This window comes from Mesorhizobium sp. M8A.F.Ca.ET.165.01.1.1, from assembly GCF_004792065.1.
In the GTDB taxonomy this organism is placed as follows: Bacteria; Pseudomonadota; Alphaproteobacteria; order Rhizobiales; family Rhizobiaceae; genus Mesorhizobium.
This window is the reverse complement of record NZ_SRTH01000027.1, coordinates 26864-52076: the sequence shown is the minus strand read 5'-3', so window position 1 is coordinate 52076 and position 25213 is coordinate 26864. Positions and strand designations below refer to the sequence as shown.

The window sequence follows — 25213 nt, the reverse complement described above, 5'->3', positions numbered from 1 at the left end:
CCAAGCTCTCCCGCGGCTGTAACCTCAGGTGGTACGGGCGACTTCGCCAAGCCAAGGTCCGGGCGGCCGCCCGGACCTTGGCTCAATCGCTTCAATCCCACGAAATCTCTCTCGTGTAGATACAAGGGGGTGCTCTGTCCGATGATTTCGCCAATCATCAACGTTGGAAGGATGCGGCCCGCGTTGCGGCCAGCCTCTTTCTCCCCGTCACTATACGGGGAGAAATGTCCGGCAGGACAATGAGGGGCAGCGCCGACGTTCGGGAACAAGCCGCAACCGCGACCTAATCGTCCTTCAGCCGCCGCCAGGGCGAATTGTGGTCCGGGCCGCGCTTCAGGTCGTCCTCGCGCGAATAGTCGCCGTCTTCGAGGTCGATGACCTTGTCGCGCTGGCGGCGGAAGCCGCCGGTGGAGAAATTGCTGGCCACGACGATGCGGCCCTTGAGCCTGCTCCAGGCGAAGTCGCGCACCGGCGGCAGGAACAGCAGCAGGCCGACAATGTCCGTGATGAAGCCGGGGATGATCAGCAGGATCGCGGCGACCACGATCAGGGCGCCATGGGCGAGCTGGCGGCTGGGGTCGTGGCCGGCGGCCATCTCGGCGCGGATGCGGGCCATGACACCGAAACCCTGGTGCCGCAGCAGAAGCACGCCGGCGAAGCTCGAGGCCAGCACCAGGCCGACCGTCGCCAGCGCGCCGACCTCACGGCCGACGACGACGAAACCGGCGATTTCCAGCAGCGGCAGCGCGAGGAGAAAGAAGGGAAGCAGCGAAATGCGCAAGTCTTTACCGACCATTCGATTGTTTTGGCCCGCCGGCGACCAATCGCCGCTGGCACGGAGGCTGTTAGATAGGTATGCCTGCCTTTGATTTGAATGATTGCGCCTTGCGTTCTATATGCTTTGAATGGTGAACGCTATGCGACCGCGGCCTGTCGGCTTGACGGTCCGGCCTAGAGGCAGGGATTGATTGGCGGAAAATATGGGCTTCTTCGACTTCGGCACGATTTTCTTCCTGATCGCGGCGGTGGTGATCTTCTTCCAGCTGCGCAACGTGCTGGGCCGTCGGACCGGTAGCGAGCGGCCGCCCTTCGACCCCTACACGGCGGCGCGCACCGACAAGGAGGCCACGCAGAAGCCCGAAAATGTGGTTTCGCTGCCGCGCAAGCGGCTGCCCGGCGAGGCGGCGCCGGCCGACGCCTATACGGCGATCGACGCCTTCGCCAAGCCCGACACCGACCTCAACAAGGGCCTGCGCGCGATCAAGGACAACGACCCGTCCTTCGATCCCAAGGGTTTCGTCGACGGCGCCAAGATGGCCTATGAGATGATTGTCATGGCCTATGCCGACGGCGACCGCAAAACGCTGAAGAACCTTTTGTCGCGGGAGGTCTATGACGGGTTCGTCGCCGCGATCGGCGAGCGCGAGGCCAAGTCGGAAAAGATCCAGTCCTCCTTCGTCGGCATCGACAAGGCCGACATCGTCTCGGCCGAGATGAAGGGCGGCGAGGCGCATGTGACGCTGCGCATCATCAGCGAGCTGATCTCGGCGACGCGCGACCAGGCCGGCGCCGTCATCGACGGCGATCCGGAAACCGTGGCCGAGGTCAAGGATGTCTGGACCTTCGCCCGCGACACGCGCTCGCGCGATCCGAACTGGAAGCTCGTCGCCACCGAAGAAGAAGACTGAGCCCGGAACAGGCGGGCTCCGGTGTCGCTGTCGCCTCTCCTTGTTGAAAGGTCCTTCGGCGACCTGCCCGGCTGGAGCGACGACGACCATCTGCCGGCCTTCGAGGCGTTTGCCCGTTCGGCCTTGCATGTACCGATAAAACCCTATCGCAGCGGTGCGCTGGGCGTCGATTTCGGCGCCTTCGCCGAGGGCTATGCGCAAGCGCGCGGCGCCGCGCCGGCGAACCGATCCGAGGCCCGCGCCTTCTTCGAGCGCCATTTCGTTCCTATGCTGGTCCGGCCGGAAACCGGCGCCGGGCTCGTCACCGGCTTCTACGAGCCGCAAGTCGAGGCCTCGCCGGTGCGGACGGCGCATTTTACCGTGCCGCTGCTGTCGCGGCCGGCCGATCTTGTCGACGTCGACGACGCCAACCGGCCGGCCGGGATGGATCCTTATCTCGCCTTCGCCCGCCGGGCCGCCGACGGGCTGGCCGAATACCCCGACCGTGGCGCGATCGAGCGCGGCGCGATCGCCGGCCAGGGACTGGAGATCGCCTGGCTGGCCGACAAGGTCGATGCCTTCTTCATCCATGTGCAAGGCGCGGCGCGGCTCGCCATGACCGACGGCCGGCTTTGCCGCGTCACCTACGCCGCCAAATCCGGCCAGCGCTTTACCGGGCCCGGCAAAATCCTGAGCGAGCTGGGCGAAATCCCGCTGGCGGACGTGACGATGCAGTCGATCCGCGCCTGGTTCAAGGCGCATCCGCGGCGCGTCGACGAGATCCTGTGGCAGAACCGTTCCTACATCTTCTTCCGCGAGGCCGCGGTGGATGACGCCGCGCTCGGGCCGATCGCGGCCGCCAAGGTGCCGCTGACGCCAGGCCGCTCGATGGCCGTCGACCGGCTGCTTCACACATTCGGCACGCCTTTTTACATCGACGCGCCGACGCTCACCGCCTTCGACAAAAGGCCGTTCCGGCGGCTGATGATCGCGCAGGACACCGGCTCGGCCATCACCGGGCCGGCGCGCGGCGATCTGTTCGCCGGCTCGGGCGATGCCGCCGGCGAGATTGCCGGCGTGGTGCGCAATGCCGCCGATTTCTACGCGCTGGTGCCGCGCGCGCTGGCCGGGGGCGCATGATGAGCAAGCGTCCGGACAAACTCAGCGAGGACGACCGGGTGCTGTGGAACCTGGTGGCGCGCACCGCCAAGCCGCTCAAGGGCCGCGCCGCCGTCGACATTGCAGACATGGCCGTCGATGCCAGGCCGACGCCGTCGCAGCCGGCCCAGCCCGCCGCCGGCCCGGCTGGCGCGGCAAAGCCGAAGGTGCAGCATGTCACGCACCGGCTCGACGAGCCGACCCTGGACAAGTTGCAGAAGGGCCGGTTGCCGATCGAGGGCCGCGTCGACCTGCATGGCATGACGCAGGACGAGGCCTATTCGCTGCTGTTCTCGTTCCTGCACCGGGCGCATGCCGGCGGCGTCCGCTATGTGCTGGTCATCACCGGTAAGGGGTCGTCCTCGGGCGGCGACGGTGTCTTGCGGCGCGCCGTGCCGGCCTGGCTGTCGACGCCGGCGTTCCGGCCGCTGGTCTCCAGCCACGACCATGCCGCCCGCAACCATGGCGGCTCGGGCGCGCTCTATATCAGGCTGCGGCGGGCGCGCTCATGACGCCGTTCGGCGAGAAGCTGCGGGCGCTGAGAGCCGAGCGCGGCGTCAGCCAGAAGGACATGGCCGCGGCGATCGGCGTCAGCGCCGCCTATCTCTCGGCGCTGGAGCATGGCCGGCGCGGCGCGCCGACCTGGACGCTGATCCAGAAAATCATCGGCTATTTCAACATCATCTGGGACGATGCCGAGGAACTGGCGCGGCTGGCCGAAGCCTCGCACCCGCGCGTCAGGCTGGACACGTCGGGTCTTTCCCCCGCCGCCACCGAACTCGCCAACCTGTTGGCCGAAAACATCGAGAAGCTGGATGAGGCGGACTTGCGCCGCATCACAGGATCGATCCAGGCGGCCTTGGGCCGGCGATCCTAGAGTAATTGCAGGAAAAGTGCGTAGCGGTTTTCCGGGGAGAGGCGCGTAGCGCTTCCCCTTGGGAATTGCGTAAAAACAAAGAGTTAGAGAATCAGTTCTTTGCTCCGACTTTGCGACGGCCGAGCGATCGCCGGTCGCAAGAACAGCGCCCGCCGGCGAGTAGCCGACGGGCAGCCATGGTGAGATCAATTCTTGCCGGCCGTGCTGCCGCCATTGCCGCCACGGCCATGGTCGCCATGGTTGCCATGATCGCGGCCGCCATTGCCACCGCCCAGGCAGTCCGACGCGCCGGCGGCGCCGCAACAGCGGCCGCTCCACAGGTCGTTGAGGCTGGTCTTGGCGCAGCTTGGAATGGTCTGCTCGGCCAGAGCGGATCCGGTCAGGGCCGAAACGGCAGCGGCGGCGAGAAGGGTGTTGCGCAGGAAAGCAGTCATTTGAAGTCTCCATGGTTTGGGTTTCTATCGTCCACGGCTGTGTGTCGCCGGGCGAACGGAAATGGTTCACGGAGGGATGAAAAATTTCGAGGGGCCCCAAAGGAGTTCGTCATCCACGGGCGAAGCGGACGCGCAGACCCGAGGATCCATGCCGCGACCTGCGAACTCCGCAACGGTGCGGAACCTGGCGGTGCCGACATGAAGATAACCAGCGCGTATTGCTGGGCCGTTGTGCTCTATGGTGATGTCACGGCATGGATCCCAGGGTCTCCGCGACGTCGCTTCGCGACTGCTGCGCCCTAGGATGACGAAGCGATGGTTACGCCGCCTCAAGCGGTCCCCGGCTGTCGGCCCCTACTGCACCGAACCCACCAGAACCTGCTGGCCGCCGCGGATCGAGACCCAGCGGCCGGTGTTGTCGATCGCCTGCCGCTTGAGGAAGCGGTAGCCGGTCTGGTCCCAGGGCTTGACCTTGTCGGTCAAATTGTCGAGCACATAATCGCCGCCGTCGGTGCGCACCGTCAGCACGGCGTGACCTTCACCGTCGGGCTTGCGCACCACGGTTATCAAGAGATCGGCGAGCGAAACGCCCATGCGGGACAGCTGGCGCCGCTTCTCCAGCACATAGTCCTCGCAGTCGCCGACGCCCTTGTCGGGATAGGCCCAGACCTCGTCCTTGCCATAGATGTCCATGTCGCTCATCGGCTTGACTGATGCATTGACCCTGGCGGTGACGTTGAGCAGCTTGCGCATCAACCCGTCGGTCAGGGCGGCCGGCGCGAGATTGGACGGGCGGATCGAACATTCGTCCGGATGCTGCTTGCAGAAATCGTAGTGGCCGATCGGCTGCGAGGTGAGGCCCCCGGTCGCCATGGCGCCCGACGCCCAGGCCGGTGCCGTCCAGCCTCCCGTTACTGCCAGCCCGGCTGCCACGCATACGCGCAGCCTTCGCATGGTTGAGGAATTCATTGTCCCCGCTCGCCCTGTTGTTAACGAAACGTTAAGGGCGATTTACACTCCGTGTCAATTACGACGTCGGGTCGATTTGCAGCATGGTTACCCGCGGGGAGGGACAGCGGCACTTGTGCAACAGAATCGGACCGCCGTCCGGCTCCGTTTCCAGAATTGCCTACCGCTTGGCGGTGCGGACCAGCTTCGGCTTCACCGCCACCCGGTTCTGGCGGCCATAGCTGGTGATGAAGTCGACGATGCGCGGCACGATCTCGGAGCGGAAGCGCGAGCCGTTGAAGACGCCGTAATGGCCGACCGCCGGCTGCATGTAATGCGCCTTCCTGTCGGCGGGGATGTTGACGCACAGGTCCTGCGCGGCCTTGGTCTGGCCAAGACCCGAAATGTCGTCGTTCTCGCCCTCGACCGTGAACAGGGCAACGTTGCGGATGGCGGACGGATCGATCCTGGTGCCGCGATGCGTCATCTCGCCCTTGGGCAGCGCGTGGCGCACGAAGACCGTGTCGACGGTCTGCAGGTAGAATTCCGCCGTCAGGTCCATCACCGCCAGATACTCGTCGTAGAAGTCGCGGTGCTTTTCGGCATTGTCGCCATCATGCTTCACAAGGTGCATGAAGAAGTCCTTGTGGGCGATGATGTGGCGGTCGAGGTTCATGCTCATGAAGCCCGAAAGCTGCAGGAAGCCGGGATAGACCTCACGGCCGAAGCCCGGCACCGGCCAGGGCGCGCGCATGACGACGTTGTCGCGGAACCAGTCGATGCCCTTTTCCTCGGCCAGCAGATTGACCGCGGTCGGGTTGCGACGGGTGTCGATCGGTCCGCCCATCAGCGTCATCGTCGAAGGGACGAAGGGGTCGCCGCGCGTTTCCATCAGCGAAACCGCCGCCAGCACCGGCACGGAAGGCTGGCACACCGCCATCACATGGGTGTCCGGACCCAGCGTGTGCAGCATGTCGATGATGTAGTCGATATAGTCGTCGAGATCGAAGCTGCCATCGGCCAGCGGCACCATGCGGGCGTCGACCCAGTCGGTGATGTGGACATCGGCATAGGGCAGCATCGCCTCGACCGTGCCGCGCAGCAGCGTCGCGTAATGGCCCGACATCGGCGCCACGATCAGCAGCTTCGGGTCGGCCTTGCGTCCGGCGGGAACGGCGCGCTCGAACTGGACGAGATTGCAGAACGGCTTCGACCAGATGGTCTTTTCGGTGACCGCGACGCTCTTCCAGTCGACCACCGTCTTGGCCAGGCCGAATTGGGGCTTGCCGTAGCGGCGCGTGGTGCGCTCGAACAGTTCGGCGCCCGCCGCGATCGATCGGCCCCAGGGTGTGTGCGAAACCGGATTGAGCGGATTGGAGTAGAAGAGCCGGACAGCGTCGGCATAGAGCCGGGCCGGCTGCAAGGCGGCATGGTTCATTTCGTAGAGCTGGTAGTACATCAAGAACCCCGCTGCTGCCTCGACCGAAGGGACGACGAGCAGCGCCGAGCCTTGAATGTCACGCAGGGAGGTTAACAACTAATTGCTGCGATGCAATACGTCCCGTGGCGTGACCAATGCTTCTTTCGTCCAAAGCCTTGAAAACCGGCCCCGGACGGCACAGCCGGCTCAATGTGCGCCGCCGAAATGTGTAGGATATGTGTCAGGCTTTCGCGCCGGACACCTGACCATGATCCCCGAAAATTTTCGCCTTGCGCCGCTGAGCCGCGGTCCGCGAGGGATCATGGTCAAGAGACGGTCATATCAGACGCGCGCCATGCAGACCGAAGTCTGGCCGGAGCCGATGAAGCCGAGCTGGCCGGCGGCGCCTTTCGACAGGTCGAGCACCCGGCCCTTGATGAAGGGACCACGATCGTTGATGCGTACGACGACGCTGCGGCCGTTGTTCTTGTTGGTGACCCGCAGTTTGGTGCCGAAAGGCAGCGTGCGGTGGGCGGCGGTCATCGCCGAGGGGTTCATGCGCTCGCCCGAGGCGGTCCTCGAGTGCAGCGCGTACCAGGACGCGCGGCCACACTGGCCGGCGGCGGCGGTTGCCGAAGTGGCGGAGGCGCCGACCATCAGGCCAGCAGCGATCGTTACCGCGACAAGCGCGGTCTGTTTTGGGGTCTTCATATTTGGGGGATGGCTCCGTTTTTGACAGACCCCAGCCGTTAGGTCGAGAATAAGGCAGGAAATGCGGCAGTGATCTGGCGGTTCCATGGCGAGATCACACGTTTGGAGTCACCGGGTAACAGTCTGTCAGGGATCTTCTGGAGCGTCGGGATCAGTTTTCGACCTTGTTTTGATCGGCACGAAGGACTTTCATGACAAGATTAGACGTTTATCTTCAAATAGAAACCTGCGCGATCTGGCCACCTCCTTCGGCTCTTTCATCGCGGCAACGGCGCCCCGATCGATCGACTTTCAAAATCGGGGTCCGACAATGAGACTGATCAAAAATCTGCTGGCCTTGATCGTGCTGGCCATCGGTGCGCTGTGGTCGCTGCAGGGCATCGGCATGATCGGCGGCAGCTTCATGACCGGCCAATCGCAATGGCTCTATATCGGCCTCGCCACCATGCTGATCGGCCTGGCAGGGCTGGTGTGGGCGAACCGTCGGCTTCGATGAAAGGTCGACCCCCACTCCGTCGAAGCGGCGACGGAGTGGGGGAAGCCGCTCGTCAATCGCGCCGCCGCCACAGGCCTAACCAACCGCCGCGGCCCTAACCGAACAGCTGGTCCAGAATCCTGCCTTCGAGGCGGGCAAGCTCGGCGGAGCCGCGGCGGCGCGGCCGTTCCACCGGCACATCCAGATCGAGCGCGATCCTGCCGCCGCTTATCACCACCACCCGGTCGGCGAGCGCGACCGCTTCGGCGACATCATGCGTGACCAGCACGGCGGTGAATTTCTGGGCTATCCAGATACGCTCCAGCAATTGCTGCATCTCGATGCGGGTCAGCGCGTCGAGCGCCCCGAGCGGCTCGTCGAGCGCCAGGACCTGCGGGTGACCGACCAGCGCGCGGGCCAGCGCCACGCGCTGCTTCTGGCCGCCGGACAGCACCGAGGGCCATTCATCGGCGCGATCGGCGAGACCGACCTCGCCAAGGATATCCAGCGCGCGTTTCCTGGCCTCCGCACCGGAGGCGATGCCGGTCAACCCGACCTCGACATTTTTCACCACGCTGGCCCAGGGCAGCAGGCGCGGTTCCTGGAACATGAAGCGCGTGCGGCTGTGGCCCTCTTCCTCGGCCCCCAGCGTCAGCGATCCCGAGGTCGGCCGGTCGAGCCCCGCGAGCAAGCGGAGCAGCGTGCTCTTGCCGCAGCCGCTTTTGCCGATGACGGCGACGAACTGCCCGACCGGCACGTCGAGATCGATGCCGTCGAGAACGGTCTTGTCGCCAAAGCGTTTCTCCACGCCCTTGAAGGCGAAGGCACGCCGGCCTTCGACCGATATCGCCGGGCGCGCTGGCGCTGGCGTGGTGACAAAGGAGCGGACGGCGGTCAGACTGGCGGCTGGCATCGAATACTCATCCGTTCTGAAAGGCGGGATGCCAGCCGAGCGACAGGCGCTCGAGCAGGCGGGCGAGACTGTCGGCGAGCTTGCCGAGCAGCGCGTAGATCAGGATCGACAGCACGACGACATCGATCAGCAGGAACTCGCGCGCCTGCATGGCCATGTAGCCGAGCCCGGAGCTGGCCGAGATGGTTTCGGCGACGATCAGCGTCAGCCACATGATGCCCAAGGCGTAGCGCAGGCCGACGAAGATCGCCGGCAGCGCGCCGGGCAGGATGACGCGGAAGAACAGCGCGCGCCGGTCCATGCCGTAGACGCGGCCCATCTCCACCAGTTGCGGGTCAACGCTCTGGATGCCGAGCAGCGTGTTGACGTAGATCGGAAAGAACACGCCGAGCGCCACCAGGAACAGTTTTGCTTCCTCGTCGATGCCGAACCACAGGATGACCAGCGGAATCAGCGCCAGGTGCGGAATGTTGCGGATCATCTGCAGCGTGGTGTCGGTCAGGCCGCGGCTCAGCGTCGACAGCCCGTTGGCAAGGCCGAGCGCGAAGCCGATCGAGCCGCCGACGGCGAAGCCGGCCAGGGCGCGCGCCGTCGAGACGCCGATGTTGCGGATCAGTTCACCGGACAGCGTCAAACGCCAGAAGGCCTCGGCGACGGCGCTTGGTGCCGGAAGCACGTTGGCCGGCATGACGCCGGCGCGGGACGCCACCTCCCAGCCGGCAAGCACCAGCACCGGCAATAGCCAGCCGATGCCGTTCCTGCGCAGGTGCGTGGAAAAGCTCATGACGCGGCCTGCAGGCGGGCCGCGCCATGGAAGCCGACCGAGAATTCGTTGGCGATGTCTTCGCGCGGCTTGAGCCGCCTGGTACCAAGCCCGAGCTTGGGGAAGAGCAGTTCGGCGACGCGATAGGCTTCCTCGAGATGCGGATAGCCGGAGCCGATGATGGTGTCGATGCCGATCGCCTGGTACTCGCGAATGCGGTCGGCGACCTGCTCCGGCGTGCCGACCAGCGCGGTGCCGGCACCGCCGCGCACCAGCCCGACGCCGGCCCACAGATTGGGCGAGACGACCAGCCTGTCGCGGCGGCCGCCATGCAGTTCGGCCATGCGGCGCTGGCCGACCGAGTCCATCTGGTTGAGGAACCGCGCCTGCGCGTTCTCGATCTGCGCATCGGTGACGTGGCTGATCAACCGGTCGGCGGCGCGCCAGGCTTCATCCTCGGTTTCGCGAACAATGAAATGCAGCCGGATGCCGAAACGCAGTTCGCGGCCGCGCAATGCCGCCTTCGCGCGCGCCGAAGCCAGCTTTTCGGCGACCTGCGCCGGTGGCTCGCCCCAAGTGAGGTACATATCCACCAGGTCGGCGGCAAGATCCTGCCCGGCGTCGGACGAGCCGCCGAAATAAAGCGGCGGCCGCTCCTGTGATGGCAGAAGGTCGAGGCGGCCATTCTCGACGCGGTAATATTTGCCGTCGAAATTGACGTGCTCGCCGGACACCAGACCGCGCCAGATGGTCAGGAATTCATGCGCCTGCGCATAGCGCTCGTCATGTGGCAGGAAGACGCCGTCGCCGGCAAGCTCGGCCGGATTGCCGCCGACCACGACATTGAGCAGCAGGCGGCCGTTGCTCAGACGGTCGAGCGCTGCCGTCTGGCGCGCCGCGAAGGTCGGCAGGGTCACGCCCGGCCGCAGCGCGACGAGAAATTTGAGCCTTTCGGTCAGCGTCGCCAGCCCAGTGGCGGTGATCCAGGAATCCTCGCAGTTCTGCCCGGTCGGCAACAACACGCCGGGGAAGCCGAGCCGGTCGACTGCCTGCGCGATCTCCTTGAAATAGCCGAACTCCGGCGGCCGCTGCTGCTGCTCGGAGCCAAGATAGGAACCGTCGCCATGCGTCGGGATGAACCAGAAGAAATCGAGTGGCTTGGCTGGCGTGGTCAAGGCGGGCCTCCTGGAGGTCAAGGCACAATGGCAACGGCGCCGGGCGTTCCTCCACCCGGCGCCGCGTGACGAAAAATCAATTGCCCGGCGCTGTCCAAACCGCGTCGGAAATCCGCACCGCCTTGGGGATCAGGCCAAGCTTGTAGAAGCGGTCGGCGGTAGCTTGCTGGCCGGCAACGATCTCGTCGGTGATCGGAAAGATGCCGAACTTGGTGCGATTGGCGGCGATGGTCTGTGCGTCGAGCGGCACGCCGGTCACCTCATGCAACGCCTCGGCCACCTTGTCGCGATTCTGGTCCGCCCATTTCGCCGCCTCGCCGAGCGCGGCGATGGTCGTGGTGACGATTTCGGGATGCGCCTTGGCGAAATCCTTGTTGGCGAGGAAATAGGTGTTGACCTTGAGCACCTCGCTGGAGCGGGCCAGCACACGCGGCTGGTAGCGGGTTTCGGCGATGGCAAAGAACGGATCCCAGACCGCCCAGGCATCGATCTGGTCGCTGGCGAAGGCGGCGGCCGCATCCGCCGGGCTGAGATAGACCGGCGTGATCTGATCGAACGCGACACCTGCCTTTTCCAGCGCGGCGACGAGAAGATTATGCGCACTGGTGCCCTTGCCGACGCCGACGCGCTTGCCCTTGAGGTCGGCGACCGCCTGGACCGGCGAGGCCGGCTTGACGAAGATCGCCTCGCCTTCGCCATTGGACGGCAGCGCCGCGGCATAGACGATGTTGGCGCCGGCCGATTGACCGAAGATCGGCGGCGCGTCGCCTGTCCAGCCGGCATCGATGGCGCCGACATTGAGCGCTTCGACCAATGGCGGCCCCGCGGTGAACTCGACCCACTTCACAGTGACGCCCTTGTCGCCGAGCGCCTTCTCGATCACCTGCTGCTGCCTGGCGATCACCGGCAGGCCGGTCTTCTGGTAGCCGATGCTGAACTGCTTCAGGTCCTGCGCGGCGGCGCCGAACGACGGCACGACTGTCGCGGCCAGAAGGCCAATGCCGAAAACGCGTCTCGTCAGATTGAACATGATCCCTCTCCTTCAATGCGCGCGGCAGGAAATGTCCTCACCGGTTGGAAGATGGATCAGGCTAGGTAGTTCTATAAATTTAGTAGAGAAATAATTTTGCGAGATGATTGTGACGGGCGGAATTTTTTTCTACGGCACCTATACCTTCGTCATCCTAGGGCGAAGCAAGGAGCGAAGCGACGCGGCGCAGACCCTAGGATCCATGCCGTGACTTTGGTCGTAGAATGCGACGGATCAGAAACGACGCTTACACGCTCACTCACCCGGATTACGCTTCAAACATGACCGGCTATGTCTACATGACCGCAAGCCAGAAACGTGGCACTATCTACATTGGCGTCACCAACGACCTCGGCCGCCGTGTACCCGAGCACAAATCTGGCCAAGGCTCAGGCTTTACCAGTCGCTACGGCGTGCAACGCCTTGTCTGGTACGAAGAGTATTTCGACATCACTGATGCGATCCAACGTGAGAAGTCCCTGAAACGCTGGCCACGCCAATGGAAGATCGAGCTGATCGAGAAAGCTAATCCGGAATGGTTCGAACTCTTTCGCGGAACTGGGTGGTGAGCCGTTTTTGCACCGTTGCAACGCACCACAGTCGCGGCATGGATCCTAGGGTCTGCGCGCGTCGCTTTGCTCCTTGCTTCGCCCTAGGATGACGAAGACGTGGAGGCTAGCGCGAAAGATCGCTAACGCTATGCGTCGGTGCGCCAACCGCCAGCCACTCACTGCGACCAGTACTGCCAGGCCCAATAAAAGCTCTCGTCGCGCGGCGGCAGGCGGTCGTGCCCGGCGCGGAGATGGACCGGCGCCGGCGAGCGCGGGCCGTCTTCCTTTGCCGCTTTGTCCTCGGCGGCAAGGCCGAGCAGCCAGGAGCCGACATGGGCGAACAACACGGCGGTGGAATGGGTCATCGTCATTCTCCTTTTCCGATCATTCACGCCCCGCCCACGGGACGAGCATGCGCTCGATCCGGCGGATGGTGAATTCGAGCACGAAGGCGATGGCCGCGATCACCAATATGCCCATCACCACCACGTCGGTGACGAGGAACTGGGCCGCGGACTGGATCATGAAACCAAGGCCGCGCGTCGCCGCCACCAGTTCGGCCGCGACCAGTGTCGACCAGCCGGCGCCGAGCGCGATGCGCAGGCCGGTCAGGATCGAGGGCAGGGCGCTGGGCAGGATCACGTGGCGGACCACCTGGGCGCGCGTCGCGCCAAGCGAACGCGCGGCGTTGATGCGCTCCCGCGAGACGCCGCGGACGCCCGAGGCGGTCGACAGGGCGACCGGCGCCAGCATGGCGATGGCGATCACCAGGATCTTCGACGGCTCGCCGATGCCGAACCAGATGATGACCAGCGGCAGATAGGCCAGCGGCGGGATCGGCCGCAGGAATTCGAGCAGCGGATCGAAGATGCCACGCCCGACCGTGCTGATGCCGATGGCGAGCCCCACCGGCACACCGACCAGTATGGCGGCGACCAGCGCGGCAAAGACGCGGCCCAGGCTGGCGACGACATGCTGCAGCAGCGTCGCGTCGACGAAGCCGTCGCGGGTGACGACGACGAACTTGTTCCACACGGCGAGCGGCGAAGGCAGGAACACCGGCGACACCAGCTGCAGGCGGGCCGACAGCGTCCAGAGCGCCAGCACCGCCAGGATGGTGACGGCGCTGACCATGCGTGCCGAAACGCCGGTCCGTTTCGTCCGTGGCCTCGACCAGGGCACCGACAGGCCGTCGGTTTCGTCCGTCGTTGAACCGGGCCGTTCCGTGTAGGAGGAAATGGTCATGCCGCCTCTCCCTCGAAGATCGCGTCGGTCAGTTCGCCGCGCGCCGCCGCGAAGGCCGGGTCGGCCTTGATGGCGCGAATGGGCTCGCCGGAGGCATAGCGCCGGGAGAAGCCCGGCTCGAAGGTTCGCACCACGCGTCCGGGGCCGGGCGCCAGCACGACGACGCGGGTGGCGAGCACCAGCGCTTCCTCAATGCCGTGCGTCACCATCAGCACGCCGGCGTGGCTTACCGTCCAAAGGTCGAGCAGCGTCGTCTGCATGCGTTCGCGCGTCAGCGCGTCGAGCGCGCCGAGCGGCTCGTCGAGCAGCAGGAATTCGGGTTCGGCGGCGAGCGCGCGGGCAAGGCCGACACGCTGGCGCATGCCGCCGGACAGCTCCCAGATGCGCTTGTCGCCGGCGTCGCCGAGCTTCACCAGGTCCAGCAGCCGGTCGGCGCGCCGCGCCCGCTCGGTCGGCCTGACACCGCGCAGCCGCAGCGCGAAGGCGACGTTCTCGCGGGCGGTCAGCCAGGGAAACAGTGCATCGTTCTGGAACACCACCGCCCGGTCCGAACCGGGTCCGGTGATCGGCTGGCCGTTGATCGAGGCCGTGCCGCGCGCGGGCGCGACCAGGCCGGCGGCGACGTTGAGCAGCGAGGTCTTGCCGCAGCCGGAGCGGCCGACAAGGACGACGAAATCGTCCTTGGCAACTGCGATCGAGACCCGCTCGACGGCGGGCGCCGGCTGGCCGTCATAGTGGATGGAGATGTTGTCGAGCACGAGATGCGGCATGGGGGCCTCGCCGAGCAATTCCAGGAAAAGTGTAAGGCGGTTTTCCGTCCGGAATTGCGTCAGGGATGAATCGGTTCGGTAAAATCCGCCTGCCCCGAAACCGCGCCTCGTCAGCGGCTCCGGGACAGGCAACGCACGGCGTCAGGGAAGGTGAGCCGCGCGTTAAGCCGTCAGTTCGAGGCCAGCGCCCCGGTGACGTATTTCGACGTCACGTATTTCGAGTAGTCCGGCAGCACGGCGTCGACCTTGCCTTGCTCCTTGAGGAAGGCGGACGCGGCCGCGACCGCCTTGACCGTGCCGCCGCCGAGGAATTTGTCCGAGGCCTGCTCTTCAAGCGTCGGGAACACATAACCCTTCAGGAGCTCCGGCACTTCTTCCAGCTTGGCGCCGGTGAGCCTGGCGATCGACGCGGCTTGCGGCGACGACACCGACCAGGCGTCGGGCTTGGCGAGATATTCGGCATAGGCTGATCCCGTCACCTTGACGAAGTCGCGCACGGCTTCCGGATTCTTGTCGGCGAAGTCGGTGCGCACGATCCAGGCGTCGAAGGTCGGCGCGCCCCAGGCGGCGACCTGCGAGGAATCCAGCACCACCTTGCCCGATGTCTTGATCTGGCCCAGCGCCGGATCCCAGACATAGGCGGCATCGATGTCACCGCGCGCGAAGGCGGCGGCGATTTCCGGCGGCCTGAGATTGAGGATCTGGACCGACTTCGGATCGACGTTCTCATGCTTGAGCGCGGCAAGCAGGCTGTAATGCGTCGTCGACACGAACGGCACGGCGACCTTCTTGCCGGCGAGGTCGGCGACCTTCTCGATGCCGGCGCCGTTGCGGGCGACCAGCGCTTCCGACGGCCCGATCAGGCCAACCACGAAGATGGTCTGGATCGGCAGTTCGCGGCTGGCGGCGGCCGCCAGCGGGCTCGACCCGACATAGCCGATATCGACCGAGCCGGAGGCGACCGCGGCGATGACGTCGGCGCCGGAATCGAATTTACGCCAGTCGATGCTGGCCTTGGTGGCCTTTTCATAGGCGCCGTCGGCCTGCGGCACTTTCGAGGGCTCGACCACCGTCTGGTAGCCGATGGTGATCTTGAGGTCATCGGCCATGGCCGGAGCGAGGAACGCGGCGCCGGCAAGGGCCGCGGAAGAGAGGAGAATGATGCGGCGTGAAATGCTGGACATGAAAGGCTCCTTGAAAAAGGGGAAAACCGGATTGCCTGTTCATAGTCATCTAATTCTATGGTTCTTGTAGAGTTAAATCCTTCCAACGAAGGTGGGTTTGTTGGAAAAAATCTGCCGATGAGACCCCGCCGAGGCGGAAAGGGCGGCTCCGGTGCACCCACCCTGACATAGCGGTACGGGCGTCGGGGGGCGAAATCGTCGGGCTGGGACCGTCACTGTCCACCGAACGGTGGATGACCCGAAATTCTTTTCGTGGTGGTCTGCGTCTACCTCTAGTCCCGATCCAATGGGCACCCATAGATTTCAAATGCTTGGAGAATACGATGACAATTGAGGATGATTGCGAATGCAATACAATTTGCCCGCAATACCAGCACTGTATTTGTATTTATCACCACGACGAAGGATATTGTGACTGCACTTGCGGGCCGCTGCAGATCCTATCCGAGCGCGCCGCAAAGCGGCCGTCGCACAGCATTATAAATATCTGCGTAAAGGGTGCCGAATTGTCGGCCGTGGCGGAGTTCCTGAGCAGGTACAGCGAGGAAGAATTGTTCATCCCGGCCGCGCGCGCGAGGACGAAAATCTCGCTCGAGATCAAAAAGACAACGCTTGCCAGCGTGATCGAGCACGTTGGTTTGCGGGTCGGACTGCCTGGTTGAAATGAAATTCCCGCGACAGGGCCGCTTGAGTTCTTTGCTGGTTGCAACCGGCCCGCGCCGTATGTCTCCCCGCAGCCCGGGGTCTGCTCACAGGGCTACGCCACGCCAGCCATGGGCGACGCCAGCGACGCGGCGAGCTGAACCAGCTCGGCCTGTCGCCGCACCCCGGTCTTCTCGAACAGCCGCAGCAAATGCGTCCTGACCGTGCTCCGGCCGATATTGAGGGCATCGGACGTCTCCTCCACCGTGCGGCCCGCCGCGATCTGCTCGAAGACGCGCGCCTCGGCCGGCGTCAGGCCGAACAGCGCCGCGACCAGCGCGGTCGGCGCGACAAAGGGCGTATCCGCGCGTGCGACAAACACCGCCGCCACCACGCTGGCATCGAACGCCCCGCGCCCCGGGCGCAGCGGCAGCACGTGCAAGGCTCCCGCCGAACCATCGCGCCAGCGTATCGGAACCCCCAGCCCCTTGCGGTCGATCGCACTCTCGTCCTGCGCCGCCTGCGACACCGCCACGGCCAACGCGCTGGACACGGCGGCGACCCTGGCGCTGAGAACCCCGTTGCGGATGTTCAGCAACTCGCCCGTGGCGACGATGTCCTGGGCAGCTGGATTGGCATGCACGACATGCAGATCGGCGGTGGTGAGAAGGATCGGCGCCGTCAGCGTGTCGAGCACCGTCTGGAAGGTCGACCGGGCAATCGCCGCCATGTCCAGCAGCCGGTTGATCGTCGCGGCGCGCTGCAGATGCGGGATCAGCAATCGGGCGGCCTCAATCTGCAGATCGCTGATGGGAGCGGCATCGACATGGCGGCTGAAGGACAGCGAGCCTAGACCACGCCCATCCCGCGCGAGCGGCAGCGCCAGGGAATCGATCATGCCTTGCGGTTTGCCGCACTCCACGAAATAGCGGTTCGTCGTGGTGTCGAGGTTGGGATTGACTTGGCTCAACACCGCCGGCCGATCCATCGGCAGCGAGCCTACCACCGCCATGCCACCCCATAGCTCGACGATTTCAGCGCCGTAGCTGGCCATCCGGTCGACATAGGGCTGCGGGATGTTGCTGGTCACGTTGACCAGCACCTCGCCCGACGGCAATGCTTGCAGGCGGATGGCGGCGGTCCCGAAGCCGAGCGCGATGCGCATCTCCTCGATCGCGACGGGCCAGCGCGCGGGATCGATCGCGGCGTCGTAGATCAGCCCGATCAGTTCGGACAACTGAGCCATCGAGAAGGCAGAACGCATCGCCACCATCCTTGCCGCACGGCAACAAAATCCTTGCTGTACCGCAGCAAAATTAAAGCATGATCCGGATCGGGCAAGCCCTTTGATCATCTCCCGACGGGGATGGTCATCCGCCCCCGGGCGCTACCATCGAACTCCGGCCGTCGCTATCCACCGAATGGTGGAAGACGCGGCATTCTCTTTGTGTTCGGTTGCCCCCCGTCGGGTGCTGCGGTCCTGCGCGGAATTCGAGGGCGTCGGTGTTTGCAAGGCGAGTGCTGTTCGGGGACGGCAGCACAGCCGCCAAGTGCGCGATTGCCTGATCGTCAGCCCAGCCATGGTCGGAGCACCTCCCACCCGGCCCGGCCAGCGCGCGGGACCGCCAGCCGCCGGCAGAACGACTTGGTCGATTGTCTGGCAATGAAGCGAGGGCTTTGGGCGTGATTGCAGAAACGATTGGATGCGTGAGCGTATTGGAAGACGCCGCTGCCGAGACAATAAGCGAAACAGTCGCGACAAAGTGCCAAGGGCGAAAAGGCAATGGACTAATGTCGGCCGCGAGGGCGGTTTTCGGTGGACTGGCATCCTCCCAAGTGCCCGCCCTCGGGACGGCAGTGATGGTGGCGATCGCGGCCACCGGCTTTGTCGCCTTCACGCCGGGCGCAGCACGCGCGGGAGTCATCTGCTCGGATTTCAATGGTGTGGACGGTGGAGCAGCCTATGCCGGAGGCTCGACCCGCTCCACCGCATGCGGATATTTCGCCAACAGCAATGGCGATTTCTCGACAGCTATGGGCGATAGCGCGGGCGCCATTGCGGACAACAGCGTGGCGCTCGGCTACCTCGCTAACGCGGGCGGTTACTATGACCCCTATGGCAGCCCCACTATCAACTATGAGAATTCGAACACGACAGCCATCGGCGCCGGGGCTCAGGCCGGGGCCCGAGGGGCGGGCGGGTCAAATGCCACCGCCATTGGCGCTTCGGCTAAAGCGCGCGCTTTGAACTCCACCGCGCTGGGCGCGGGTGCGACCGCCCTCCAAGACAACTCCATGGCGATCGGAGCGGGCGTTACGGCGACGCGCGAAAATCAGGTCATGCTTGGCACGGGCAGCAACACCTACACGCTGGCCGGGATCACTTCGCAGGCGAGCACGGCCGCGCAGGCCGGCCCGACCTATCTGGTGACGACAGACGCCGGCGGCAATCTGGCGGCGTCGACATTCGATGTGGCCACGCTTACGAATTTGCCTGCACAGGTCGCCCAGAACGGCATCGCCATCGCCGATCTGAACAGCACGGTGAGCAGCCACACGACGCAGATCACCGCCAACACCACCGAGCTCGCCGACCACGAAACGCGCATCGCCAACAACACCTCACAGATCAGCACCAACACCCAAGAACTCGCCAATCATGAGACGCGTATCACCAACAACACCAACGAGATCGCGGATCTCGATACCAGGGTGACGACCAACACCGCCAACATCACCCAGCTCGACGGCCGCGTCGGCGCTCTCGAGGCCGGCCTCCAGGGCCTGGATGACCAGATCAGCGAAAACCGCACGGAAGCCCGTGCCGGCACCGCGCTAGCTCTGGCCACGGCGGGGCTGCGCTATGACGACAGGCCGGGAAAATTGTCGCTGGCCGGCGGCTTCGGCAACTTCAAGGGCCAGTCGGGCCTGGCGCTCGGTCTCGGCTACAATCCCAGTCTGGATTTCCGGCTCAACGCCGCCTTGTCGGCGACCACCAATCGCGGCGATGTCGGCGTCAGCCTCGGGGCTTCGTGGACGCTGAACTGATCACGAGTGCGAGGGGGCCGCTGGCGGCCGCGTTCCCACAGACGCGGTCGCCAGTATCGCCCGCCGCCGGCTCGATTGCGACCGCGGAGTCCACATGAAGCGCCTCCACTGTTCGGCGACAGGGCCGGTGACCCGGGCCGCCCTGGCAGCCTTGCTGGCGGCCAGCTTGATGGCGGCATCCCCGGGCGTTGCGTGGGCGCAGACGAAAAAGACCGAGAAGGGCGACAAGGTCCGTGTGGCCCATGCCGCCGGGATCGATCGCAACGGCGTGCTGATCCTGATCCGCGGCACGCTTCTGGCGCTCGACCAGGCCAACAAGACCGGCAACTACACGGTGCTGCGCGATCTCGGTTCACCGAATTTCCAGGCCAACAGCGCCGCCCAACTCGGCGACATCTTTGCCAACCAGCGCAAGCAGGCTCTGAATTTCGGCGCGGTCGCGGTGCTGGAACCGCAACTGACCCTGCTGCCGCAGATCGAGCCGAACGGCATGTTGCACATGGCGGGCATTTTCCCTTCGGTCCCGATGCAGGTCAATTTCGAGCTCCTGTTCGAGCCGGTGAACCGGCAGTGGAAGATCTATGGCGTGTCGGTCAACCTCACCTCGGGAGCACCGCAGGCGCCCGATACGCCCGCCGCCGGACAGCCGAAACCAGACGAGGCCGGCCCACCGCCGGACGCGCCTTCGATGGAGGTGCAGCCGAAGAAGCCGATGAAACCCTGACATCCGTCGCGCATCGCGCCGGCGCCAGGGCGGTTCCCAAGGGAAAGCGCTCACACTTTCCGTGGAATTGCCCTATGGCAGCAATCCCACGCGCAGCGCGCTTGCCAGCAAGGACAGCGCGAAGACGAACAGACCCGAACTGAAGCCGAGATTGACGTAGCGCAGGCCGCGCGCGCTCAGCCGCTTTCGCAGATGGTTGGTGGCCAGCGTCAGCGTTGTCCACCAGCTTGCCGAACCGATCAGCACGCCGGCCGATACAAGCGCCAGGGTTTGCCAGGACGGCAAGCCCGCCCCCAGGATCCCCGGCGTGAGCGTGAGGAAACCAAGCAGTGTCATCGGGTTGCCCAACGTCCAGATCAGCCCCGTCAGATAGGCCCGGCCCGACGGCATACGGCGCTGCAGGGACGTGTCCAGCGACGGTGTCAGCCGCGCCGCCGTCACCGACATGTAGAGCAGGAACATACCGGCGCAGAGCTGCAGCCATACGTGCCAGCCCATCAGCATGTGCGCCACCGCCCCGAGCCCGGCGGCGGCCATAGAGGCATAGACCGAATGTGTGGTCGCCGCGCCATAGCCGGTCGCCAGACCGGGTACGATACCGCCGGCGATCGTGCGCTGCACGCATAAGAGCCCGGTGGGACCGATGGGCGCGGCGACCGCGAACCCCAGCAAGGCGCCCCGCATCATGTTGAGGAGAAGTTCCGGCGTGCCCGACATGCTGACAGATCTTCCTTTGACCGCACGTCGTCGGGGGAGCCCGGCCAGGCAACAGCCTGGGCCAGATGCCAGCCGTGGCCGGCCACGGTCACCCGTTTTCGTGAGCTGCTTCGACATTCTTCCGGTAGGACGGCCGTTGGCGGGGCTGACAAGCCAGTCGTCTTGAATCTCTCCAAGTATTAGCGAAATGTAATGTTCCGTCTCGCGCTATAGAGACGGCGTTCTGTCCCGTGAGTTGAAGACCTGACCGATGCGCCGGCGCATTCACTGGCGGTGGAGAAAATCTAGAATTCTCCTGATGCGCGTCACATGCTTTTGAATTCAGTCCAACCTTAAGCCGACGCACCCAATCACGAAATGGTCGTCGCGGCGTCCACCATTTGGATTAGGCTTGACACCCAGCTTCTATTTTTTTCTACTGACTTGGTCGCGAAGTCGAACGAGGATTGATCCCGTTGAAGCGATATCGGCGCAGCAGCACGCCATGTCCGACCGGGGCCGCCAGCCCATGTTGGTCAGCATGACTGCCCGATCCTATCCGGCGGAGCGCATTTCAGAACTCATAGGCACCATCTACGATTGCGTCCTCGATCCTGGCCGATGGCCATCGGTCGTCGACAACATTCGATTGGGAGCTGAAGTTCTGCTACGCGGTTCTCGGGTGTATCCGCTTCCGGGCGGCGAAGTTACGCTCGGCGTCGCGACAGGCATCGATTCGGTGAGGCTCGGCGAGGTTCCCGCCCATGGCCAGGACCTGGTCGACCTCTGGGGTGGCGACATCAGGGTCAAACAATATCCGCTCGAGGAGCCGTGGCTCAAGGCCACGCGCTATGATGTCGTCTGTCTTCAAGAACTCAAAACCTCGGATGAGAAGTTCGGTTGAGGCGATCGGCGGCGCTGCTTACGGCGAGCTGGCCAGCGGCATTGAGCGAGGCGCTGCGTGAATGTGTGATTTGAGCCGTGAACGACATGGAAAGGGACAGACCTCACCCACGCAAAATCTTGAAGGCACGATATGAACTTTGACATTAGGGCCAGAGTGTCGCTTCTGATCAACGCTAACCCGCAGGTTGTCTTCGACGCATGGGTTGACCCACCTGCGATGGAGCAATGGCTTTTCAAATCGCCGACTAACATCCTGAGGGCAGTGACCAATCCGCAACCGGGCGGGACATACTCGATCATCGAGCACGACGGGGACAGCGTCATTACGCATGACGGCATATACTCGGTGGTCGACCGCCCTGCCCGCTTAGCATTCAGCTTGGTAGTTCCCCAGCACTTCGAGGGGACGGCGTTCATCGAGATCCTGATTGCGTCCGAGGGTACGCAGTCACGCCTTGATTTCCTGGCCGCCGGAGACGGGCCTGAAGACGCGCAGAACCTTTGGAACCGGATGCTCGCAAATCTCGTCGAGCTGTTGAACCGAAAGTGAGTGGCCAAGGACAGCCACCGCCATTTCTTGGGCTATTAGCAAGTCAACTTTCCGGGGCGGAGCCGAAAGCTGGCGTTCCGTTTTCGGCATGGCTGTTAGGCCGACATTGAGGTTACGCATGCCGCCGACAGCACAGCCAGCCCTCGTCTTTGTGGCTAAAACGACATAGAGCGATCGCATAAAGGGTCGAGGCATAGCGGCGCGTGACCGCGATGCAACATGATGGGCGTCGAGGGCTGCGGCATCGCCCCTGTGAGAGCAGGATTCCCGAATTAGCTGGCTTGGCGCAATTCCGTACCTCGAATGGGGATGGAATTGACAAACTATTTCGCGCCAGCGCGCATAAGTATAGTAATCTTATCGACATAGAGAATTGGAGGCGACGATGACGGGCCATGTCGAGCGTATCGCGATTGCCGGCGTCACCGAATCCCGGCGGCCGGCCGGTGCGCGTCTGAATCCCGTTTCTGTGTCGCTGGCGTCACAAGGCGGGCCTAAAATCGCCGCAACGGTTTGAAAATCAAGCAAGATCAACCGCAATTGGCTTGTATATCATGTCACTAGAATTTATGTGTCATGGATGGTTCGGCGCGGCGGGGAGGCACGCCGGGCGTTTCGCAACGGATGGCTTCGCGCCGTCTCATGACAGAGAAACGTTCGCTTCATGCTCACCAAAAAAGGCAAGTACGGCCTCAAGGCGCTCGTGCATCTCGCTGAGATGCCGGCCGGGCAGCTCGCTTTCGTTGGCGATATCGCGACTGGCAACAACATCCCGAAGAAGTTTCTCGACGCCATACTGGGCGAGCTGCGCAATGCCGGCTTCGTCCAGAGCCGCAAGGGCAAGGATGGCGGCTACCGCCTGGCGCGACCCGCCGACGAAATCAAGGTCGGCCACGTCGTGCGCGTGCTGGACGGTCCACTGGCCCCGATCCCCTGCGCCAGCCGAACACAATATCAGCGCTGTGAAGACTGCAACGAGGCGACATGCCAAGTCCGACATCTGATGCTGGAAGTCCGGCAGGCGATCGCCGAGGTGCTCGACCAGCGCAGCCTCGCCGAGATGCGCGACATTGCCGACGACCTCCCGGTCGCGCGGGACGACCTGCCGGTGAAGGTCCTGGCCTGAAGCCGGCGCTTCGTACGGGGCTCGCTCGCGCATGACCGGGCGAACCAACTCGATCAATTCCATCATCATCGTCGGCGGCGGCGCCAGCGGTGTTGTGCTGGCCGCGCATCTGCTCAAATCGCCCAATCCGGACCTGCGCGTGACGCTGATCGAAAAGCGCCCGCATTTCGGCCAGGGCATTGCCTATTCGACACTGCTGTCGGCGCATGTGCTCAATGTCGGCGCGGCCGGCATGAGTGCCTATGCCGACGATCCCGGCAATTTCTGGCGCTGGCTGCTGGAGCGCGGGCTGGCGACACCGGAGCAGGCGCCGGTCTACGCGCGGCGCAGCCTCTATGCCCGCTATCTCAAGGAATTGCTCGACGATCTGGAAACGCGCGAGCGCGAGACCGGACGGCTGCGCCTGATCCGCGAGGAGAGCCTGTCGATCTCGCCCACCGCGTCCGGGGTCGAGGTGGCACTCGCCAACGGCACCAGCGTGGTCGCCCATCTTGCCGTGCTCGCCACCGGCCATGACGAACAGCCCGCGCAGGGCCATGCGATCCGGATGGGATCGGAGGCCGACACCGCGCTCGATCCCGACAGCCGGATCGTGGTGCTGGGGACGGGCTTGAGCATGGTCGACGCCTTCCTTTCCCTGGAGCAGCGCGGCCATCGCGGCGACATCATCGCGGTGTCGCGGCGCGGCCTGCTGCCCTCGCCGCACCGCAAGGGCAATCCGATCAAGCTCGACGTCGCCGACATCCCGCTCGGCACCCAGCTTTCCTATTTCGTCGGCTGGTTCCGCGACCTCATCCGCGAGAACCAGAAGGGAGGCGTCGACTGGCGCGACGTCGTCGACGGCCTGCGCCCCTTCAACCAGAAGATCTGGCAGAACTGGCCCGCCTCGGCCAAGCGCCGCTTTGTCGAACACACCAAGGCCTGGTGGGACATCCATCGCCACCGCATGGCACCCGAGGTCTACGCCAGGGTGACGGAGGCGGTGCAGTCGGGACGCATCCGGCCGGTCGCCGGGCGCGTCGTCGGCGTCACGCCGGGCGACGGCTTCGCGGTGGAGGTCCAATCGCGCCACACCCAGCGCCTCGAAACATTCGACGCCGCCCGCATCTATGATTGCTCCGGCATCGTGCGCGACATCTCGACCTCGTCGAACAGCGTGGTGCGGTCGCTGGTCGACCGCGGTCTGGCGCGGCCCGATCCGCTGCGCATCGGCCTCGACGTCTCGGCCGATTGCGAGATCATCGCCGTCGACGGCACCGTCTCGCGAAAAATCCTCGCCGTCGGGCCGCTGACGCGCGGCACCTTCTTCGAGATCGACGCCATTCCCGATATCCGCGTCCAGTGCGCCAGGCTGAGCAAGCGGTTGCTGGGATAGAGCAATTCCGGCGGCGATCGTATTTTTGGCGACCCGTCTTCGGCTCACCCGAAAGCGGCTTCCGTGATCGCACCATAGTCGGCTGGGTGCAGTCTGGTATTTATTCGGGGCGGCCCTATGTCAGCCGAACAACTTCCGTTCTTAACTATAAGACGGCAGGACTAAAGTCTTGCGTGCTGGTAGGCCTTGGTCTGAGGGGCCTTCAAACGTTCCGTACTTGTCCATTGGACGTTCCGTACTTTAGTCAACTGAGATATACGTGACTTGACGCAGACCCGTTGCAAAGGGGGCGTGATACCAGCGCTTTCGGCGTTGCTGATTTCCTCGGACACCCGGTTTCGAGCCGGGCCTTCCTTTTTAGCCCCCAACGGCCAATTTCGACCGAATTTCCCTGACGGCGTTTGCGATGGCGTCAGCGGTCGTGAGGTCGAGAGCCATCCAAAAATGCCTTCCGTTGTCCGGATCGAAAGGATGCCTGGAAGGCCCTTCTCATCCTTGCACCCGGGTTGCGATTTGACGCTGGCCTAGGCTGCCAAGGGGGAAAAGAATGGCCGGTGCGGGGATGCTTGGGTTGAAAGCAGGTCGCACCGGCCATTGCGGGTTAGGCTTCGATTTGGGATCGTCCCCCGCATGACCAAGCTATATGTATATTAGCTATAGCTCAACTGAGACTGAAGTCCCTCCCGCAGTCAGCCGGAGGGATAGCGTTCAGCCGCCCAATGCCTCACACACGGCGCGCGCGGTCTCGGCGCCGGAAAAGTTCTGCTGGGCGGTGATCAGGTTGCCGGCGCGCACCGCACATCGCCATGTGCACGTTCGGCTAGC

General features: G+C 64.4%; 29 protein-coding genes. 14 read left to right on the top strand and 15 right to left on the bottom strand.

The features are described from left to right. Positions 1-283 precede the first annotated feature (283 nt). Positions 284-781, bottom strand: coding sequence for an FxsA family protein (locus EN808_RS33755; RefSeq protein ID WP_135918124.1), 498 nt, complete (start codon positions 779-781; stop codon positions 284-286). Between the two features lie 199 nt (positions 782-980). Between EN808_RS33755 and EN808_RS33750 the strand changes: the two genes are divergently transcribed. The 4 genes from EN808_RS33750 to EN808_RS33735 are packed head-to-tail and all read left to right on the top strand — an operon-like array spanning position 981 to position 3702. Next, entirely contained in the window at positions 981-1688 is a 708-nt protein-coding gene (locus tag EN808_RS33750; RefSeq protein WP_127277701.1) for a Tim44/TimA family putative adaptor protein, read from the top strand. A gap of 21 nt (positions 1689-1709) precedes the next feature. Further along, the gene (locus tag EN808_RS33745; protein ID WP_135918121.1) at positions 1710-2807 is read left to right on the top strand and encodes a murein transglycosylase A; all 1098 of its coding nucleotides are present in this window, start codon (positions 1710-1712) and stop codon (positions 2805-2807) included. After that, on the top strand, positions 2807-3337 hold the full coding sequence (locus EN808_RS33740) for a Smr/MutS family protein (RefSeq protein WP_127873559.1): 531 nt from the start codon (positions 2807-2809) through the stop codon (positions 3335-3337). The genes EN808_RS33745 and EN808_RS33740 overlap by 1 nt, the downstream gene beginning before the upstream one ends. Further along, positions 3334-3702, top strand: a complete 369-nt coding sequence (locus tag EN808_RS33735) for a helix-turn-helix transcriptional regulator (RefSeq protein WP_127277693.1) — start codon at positions 3334-3336, stop codon at positions 3700-3702. Before EN808_RS33740 ends, EN808_RS33735 begins: the two co-directional genes overlap by 4 nt. 185 nt (positions 3703-3887) lie before the next feature. Here EN808_RS33735 and EN808_RS33730 read toward each other — a convergent pair whose 3' ends face one another. The 4 genes from EN808_RS33730 to EN808_RS33715 form a co-directional block, all read right to left on the bottom strand. Beyond that, positions 3888-4136, bottom strand: coding sequence for a hypothetical protein (locus EN808_RS33730; RefSeq protein WP_127277694.1), 249 nt, complete (start codon positions 4134-4136; stop codon positions 3888-3890). Between the two features lie 354 nt (positions 4137-4490). Next, on the bottom strand, positions 4491-5105 hold the full coding sequence (locus EN808_RS33725; RefSeq protein WP_135918120.1) for a transglutaminase-like cysteine peptidase: 615 nt from the start codon (positions 5103-5105) through the stop codon (positions 4491-4493). Positions 5106-5265: 160 nt separating this feature from the next. Continuing rightward, the gene (locus EN808_RS33720; protein WP_135918123.1) at positions 5266-6543 is read right to left on the bottom strand and encodes a polyhydroxyalkanoate depolymerase; all 1278 of its coding nucleotides are present in this window, start codon (positions 6541-6543) and stop codon (positions 5266-5268) included. A gap of 303 nt (positions 6544-6846) precedes the next feature. Continuing rightward, positions 6847-7215, bottom strand: a complete 369-nt coding sequence (locus EN808_RS33715; RefSeq protein ID WP_127277697.1) for a septal ring lytic transglycosylase RlpA family protein — start codon at positions 7213-7215, stop codon at positions 6847-6849. Between the two features lie 310 nt (positions 7216-7525). On the opposite strand from EN808_RS33715, the gene EN808_RS36590 reads away from it, so the two are divergent. Beyond that, the gene (locus EN808_RS36590) at positions 7526-7711 is read left to right on the top strand and encodes a hypothetical protein (RefSeq protein ID WP_172737369.1); all 186 of its coding nucleotides are present in this window, start codon (positions 7526-7528) and stop codon (positions 7709-7711) included. 94 nt (positions 7712-7805) lie between these two features. Here the strand turns inward: EN808_RS36590 and EN808_RS33705 are convergent, their stop codons facing one another. From EN808_RS33705 to EN808_RS33690, 4 genes are all read right to left on the bottom strand, one after another. Next, positions 7806-8603, bottom strand: coding sequence for an ATP-binding cassette domain-containing protein (locus EN808_RS33705; protein WP_135918119.1), 798 nt, complete (start codon positions 8601-8603; stop codon positions 7806-7808). Between the two features lie 7 nt (positions 8604-8610). Then, entirely contained in the window at positions 8611-9387 is a 777-nt protein-coding gene (locus EN808_RS33700; RefSeq protein ID WP_127873554.1) for an ABC transporter permease subunit, read from the bottom strand. Next, the gene (ssuD, locus tag EN808_RS33695; RefSeq protein ID WP_189524231.1) at positions 9384-10541 is read right to left on the bottom strand and encodes an FMNH2-dependent alkanesulfonate monooxygenase; all 1158 of its coding nucleotides are present in this window, start codon (positions 10539-10541) and stop codon (positions 9384-9386) included. The genes EN808_RS33700 and ssuD overlap by 4 nt, the downstream gene beginning before the upstream one ends. Before the next feature lie 76 nt (positions 10542-10617). Beyond that, positions 10618-11571: a sulfonate ABC transporter substrate-binding protein gene (locus tag EN808_RS33690; protein ID WP_135918117.1), complete on the bottom strand. Its 954-nt coding sequence runs from the start codon at positions 11569-11571 to the stop codon at positions 10618-10620. Positions 11572-11852: 281 nt separating this feature from the next. Between EN808_RS33690 and EN808_RS33685 the strand changes: the two genes are divergently transcribed. After that, the gene (locus EN808_RS33685; RefSeq protein ID WP_127281040.1) at positions 11853-12140 is read left to right on the top strand and encodes a GIY-YIG nuclease family protein; all 288 of its coding nucleotides are present in this window, start codon (positions 11853-11855) and stop codon (positions 12138-12140) included. Between the two features lie 158 nt (positions 12141-12298). On the opposite strand, the gene EN808_RS33680 is transcribed toward EN808_RS33685, so the two are convergent. From EN808_RS33680 to tauA, 4 genes are all read right to left on the bottom strand, one after another. Further along, positions 12299-12487 (bottom strand): hypothetical protein, encoded by a 189-nt coding sequence (locus EN808_RS33680; protein ID WP_135884001.1) that lies wholly within the window; start codon positions 12485-12487, stop codon positions 12299-12301. A 19-nt stretch (positions 12488-12506) separates the two neighbouring features. Further along, complete coding sequence (locus EN808_RS33675; RefSeq protein ID WP_135918116.1) at positions 12507-13367, bottom strand: ABC transporter permease subunit; 861 nt, start codon at positions 13365-13367, stop codon at positions 12507-12509. Further along, entirely contained in the window at positions 13364-14137 is a 774-nt protein-coding gene (locus tag EN808_RS33670) for a taurine ABC transporter ATP-binding protein (protein ID WP_135918115.1), read from the bottom strand. The genes EN808_RS33675 and EN808_RS33670 overlap by 4 nt, the downstream gene beginning before the upstream one ends. Before the next feature lie 170 nt (positions 14138-14307). After that, positions 14308-15321 (bottom strand): taurine ABC transporter substrate-binding protein, encoded by a 1014-nt coding sequence (tauA, locus tag EN808_RS33665; protein WP_135918114.1) that lies wholly within the window; start codon positions 15319-15321, stop codon positions 14308-14310. Positions 15322-15644: 323 nt separating this feature from the next. On the opposite strand from tauA, the gene EN808_RS33660 reads away from it, so the two are divergent. After that, positions 15645-15983: a hypothetical protein gene (locus tag EN808_RS33660; RefSeq protein ID WP_135918113.1), complete on the top strand. Its 339-nt coding sequence runs from the start codon at positions 15645-15647 to the stop codon at positions 15981-15983. Between the two features lie 95 nt (positions 15984-16078). On the opposite strand, the gene EN808_RS33655 is transcribed toward EN808_RS33660, so the two are convergent. Further along, the gene (locus EN808_RS33655) at positions 16079-17227 is read right to left on the bottom strand and encodes a helix-turn-helix transcriptional regulator (protein ID WP_189524230.1); all 1149 of its coding nucleotides are present in this window, start codon (positions 17225-17227) and stop codon (positions 16079-16081) included. A gap of 596 nt (positions 17228-17823) precedes the next feature. Between EN808_RS33655 and EN808_RS33650 the strand changes: the two genes are divergently transcribed. Both EN808_RS33650 and EN808_RS33645 read left to right on the top strand, forming a co-directional pair. Further along, entirely contained in the window at positions 17824-19011 is a 1188-nt protein-coding gene (locus tag EN808_RS33650; RefSeq protein ID WP_245525182.1) for a YadA-like family protein, read from the top strand. 94 nt (positions 19012-19105) lie between these two features. After that, the gene (locus EN808_RS33645; RefSeq protein ID WP_135918111.1) at positions 19106-19735 is read left to right on the top strand and encodes a hypothetical protein; all 630 of its coding nucleotides are present in this window, start codon (positions 19106-19108) and stop codon (positions 19733-19735) included. 72 nt (positions 19736-19807) lie between these two features. Here EN808_RS33645 and EN808_RS33640 read toward each other — a convergent pair whose 3' ends face one another. Next, positions 19808-20452, bottom strand: coding sequence for a LysE family transporter (locus tag EN808_RS33640; RefSeq protein ID WP_189524228.1), 645 nt, complete (start codon positions 20450-20452; stop codon positions 19808-19810). A 484-nt stretch (positions 20453-20936) separates the two neighbouring features. Between EN808_RS33640 and EN808_RS33635 the strand changes: the two genes are divergently transcribed. The 5 genes from EN808_RS33635 (at position 20937) to EN808_RS33615 (ending at position 24388) form a co-directional block, all read left to right on the top strand. Then, the gene (locus EN808_RS33635) at positions 20937-21335 is read left to right on the top strand and encodes a hypothetical protein (RefSeq protein WP_189343802.1); all 399 of its coding nucleotides are present in this window, start codon (positions 20937-20939) and stop codon (positions 21333-21335) included. 132 nt (positions 21336-21467) lie between these two features. Then, positions 21468-21887 (top strand): SRPBCC domain-containing protein, encoded by a 420-nt coding sequence (locus tag EN808_RS33625; protein ID WP_135918109.1) that lies wholly within the window; start codon positions 21468-21470, stop codon positions 21885-21887. A 385-nt stretch (positions 21888-22272) separates the two neighbouring features. Beyond that, positions 22273-22404, top strand: a complete 132-nt coding sequence (locus EN808_RS37740; protein WP_272483033.1) for a hypothetical protein — start codon at positions 22273-22275, stop codon at positions 22402-22404. 147 nt (positions 22405-22551) lie between these two features. After that, positions 22552-23013, top strand: a complete 462-nt coding sequence (locus tag EN808_RS33620) for an Rrf2 family transcriptional regulator (protein WP_135918108.1) — start codon at positions 22552-22554, stop codon at positions 23011-23013. A gap of 31 nt (positions 23014-23044) precedes the next feature. Continuing rightward, a complete protein-coding gene (locus tag EN808_RS33615; RefSeq protein ID WP_135918107.1) occupies positions 23045-24388 on the top strand; it encodes an FAD/NAD(P)-binding protein in 1344 nt (447 codons plus the stop codon). Positions 24389-25213: the final 825 nt, after the last annotated feature.

Excerpts from the sequence above, each read along its gene's own strand:
- EN808_RS33750 (WP_127277701.1), top strand. The coding sequence starts at position 981 with ATGGGCTTCTTCGACTTCGGCACGATTTTCTTCCTGATCGCGGCGGTG.
- EN808_RS33740 (WP_127873559.1), top strand. The coding sequence starts at position 2,807 with ATGAGCAAGCGTCCGGACAAACTCAGCGAGGACGACCGGGTGCTGTGG.
- EN808_RS33735 (WP_127277693.1), top strand. The coding sequence starts at position 3,334 with ATGACGCCGTTCGGCGAGAAGCTGCGGGCGCTGAGAGCCGAGCGCGGC.
- EN808_RS33730 (WP_127277694.1), bottom strand. The coding sequence starts at position 4,136 with ATGACTGCTTTCCTGCGCAACACCCTTCTCGCCGCCGCTGCCGTTTCG.
- EN808_RS33725 (WP_135918120.1), bottom strand. The coding sequence starts at position 5,105 with ATGAATTCCTCAACCATGCGAAGGCTGCGCGTATGCGTGGCAGCCGGG.
- EN808_RS33720 (WP_135918123.1), bottom strand. The coding sequence starts at position 6,543 with ATGTACTACCAGCTCTACGAAATGAACCATGCCGCCTTGCAGCCGGCC.
- EN808_RS33715 (WP_127277697.1), bottom strand. The coding sequence starts at position 7,215 with ATGAAGACCCCAAAACAGACCGCGCTTGTCGCGGTAACGATCGCTGCT.
- EN808_RS36590 (WP_172737369.1), top strand. The coding sequence starts at position 7,526 with ATGAGACTGATCAAAAATCTGCTGGCCTTGATCGTGCTGGCCATCGGT.
- EN808_RS33705 (WP_135918119.1), bottom strand. The coding sequence starts at position 8,603 with ATGCCAGCCGCCAGTCTGACCGCCGTCCGCTCCTTTGTCACCACGCCA.
- EN808_RS33700 (WP_127873554.1), bottom strand. The coding sequence starts at position 9,387 with ATGAGCTTTTCCACGCACCTGCGCAGGAACGGCATCGGCTGGCTATTG.
- EN808_RS33690 (WP_135918117.1), bottom strand. The coding sequence starts at position 11,571 with ATGTTCAATCTGACGAGACGCGTTTTCGGCATTGGCCTTCTGGCCGCG.
- EN808_RS33685 (WP_127281040.1), top strand. The coding sequence starts at position 11,853 with ATGACCGGCTATGTCTACATGACCGCAAGCCAGAAACGTGGCACTATC.
- EN808_RS33680 (WP_135884001.1), bottom strand. The coding sequence starts at position 12,487 with ATGACCCATTCCACCGCCGTGTTGTTCGCCCATGTCGGCTCCTGGCTG.
- EN808_RS33675 (WP_135918116.1), bottom strand. The coding sequence starts at position 13,367 with ATGACCATTTCCTCCTACACGGAACGGCCCGGTTCAACGACGGACGAA.
- EN808_RS33670 (WP_135918115.1), bottom strand. The coding sequence starts at position 14,137 with ATGCCGCATCTCGTGCTCGACAACATCTCCATCCACTATGACGGCCAG.
- tauA (WP_135918114.1), bottom strand. The coding sequence starts at position 15,321 with ATGTCCAGCATTTCACGCCGCATCATTCTCCTCTCTTCCGCGGCCCTT.
- EN808_RS33660 (WP_135918113.1), top strand. The coding sequence starts at position 15,645 with ATGACAATTGAGGATGATTGCGAATGCAATACAATTTGCCCGCAATAC.
- EN808_RS33655 (WP_189524230.1), bottom strand. The coding sequence starts at position 17,227 with ATGCGTTCTGCCTTCTCGATGGCTCAGTTGTCCGAACTGATCGGGCTG.
- EN808_RS33650 (WP_245525182.1), top strand. The coding sequence starts at position 17,824 with ATGGTGGCGATCGCGGCCACCGGCTTTGTCGCCTTCACGCCGGGCGCA.
- EN808_RS33645 (WP_135918111.1), top strand. The coding sequence starts at position 19,106 with ATGAAGCGCCTCCACTGTTCGGCGACAGGGCCGGTGACCCGGGCCGCC.
- EN808_RS33640 (WP_189524228.1), bottom strand. The coding sequence starts at position 20,452 with ATGTCGGGCACGCCGGAACTTCTCCTCAACATGATGCGGGGCGCCTTG.
- EN808_RS33635 (WP_189343802.1), top strand. The coding sequence starts at position 20,937 with ATGTCCGACCGGGGCCGCCAGCCCATGTTGGTCAGCATGACTGCCCGA.
- EN808_RS33625 (WP_135918109.1), top strand. The coding sequence starts at position 21,468 with ATGAACTTTGACATTAGGGCCAGAGTGTCGCTTCTGATCAACGCTAAC.
- EN808_RS37740 (WP_272483033.1), top strand. The coding sequence starts at position 22,273 with ATGACGGGCCATGTCGAGCGTATCGCGATTGCCGGCGTCACCGAATCC.
- EN808_RS33620 (WP_135918108.1), top strand. The coding sequence starts at position 22,552 with ATGCTCACCAAAAAAGGCAAGTACGGCCTCAAGGCGCTCGTGCATCTC.
- EN808_RS33615 (WP_135918107.1), top strand. The coding sequence starts at position 23,045 with ATGACCGGGCGAACCAACTCGATCAATTCCATCATCATCGTCGGCGGC.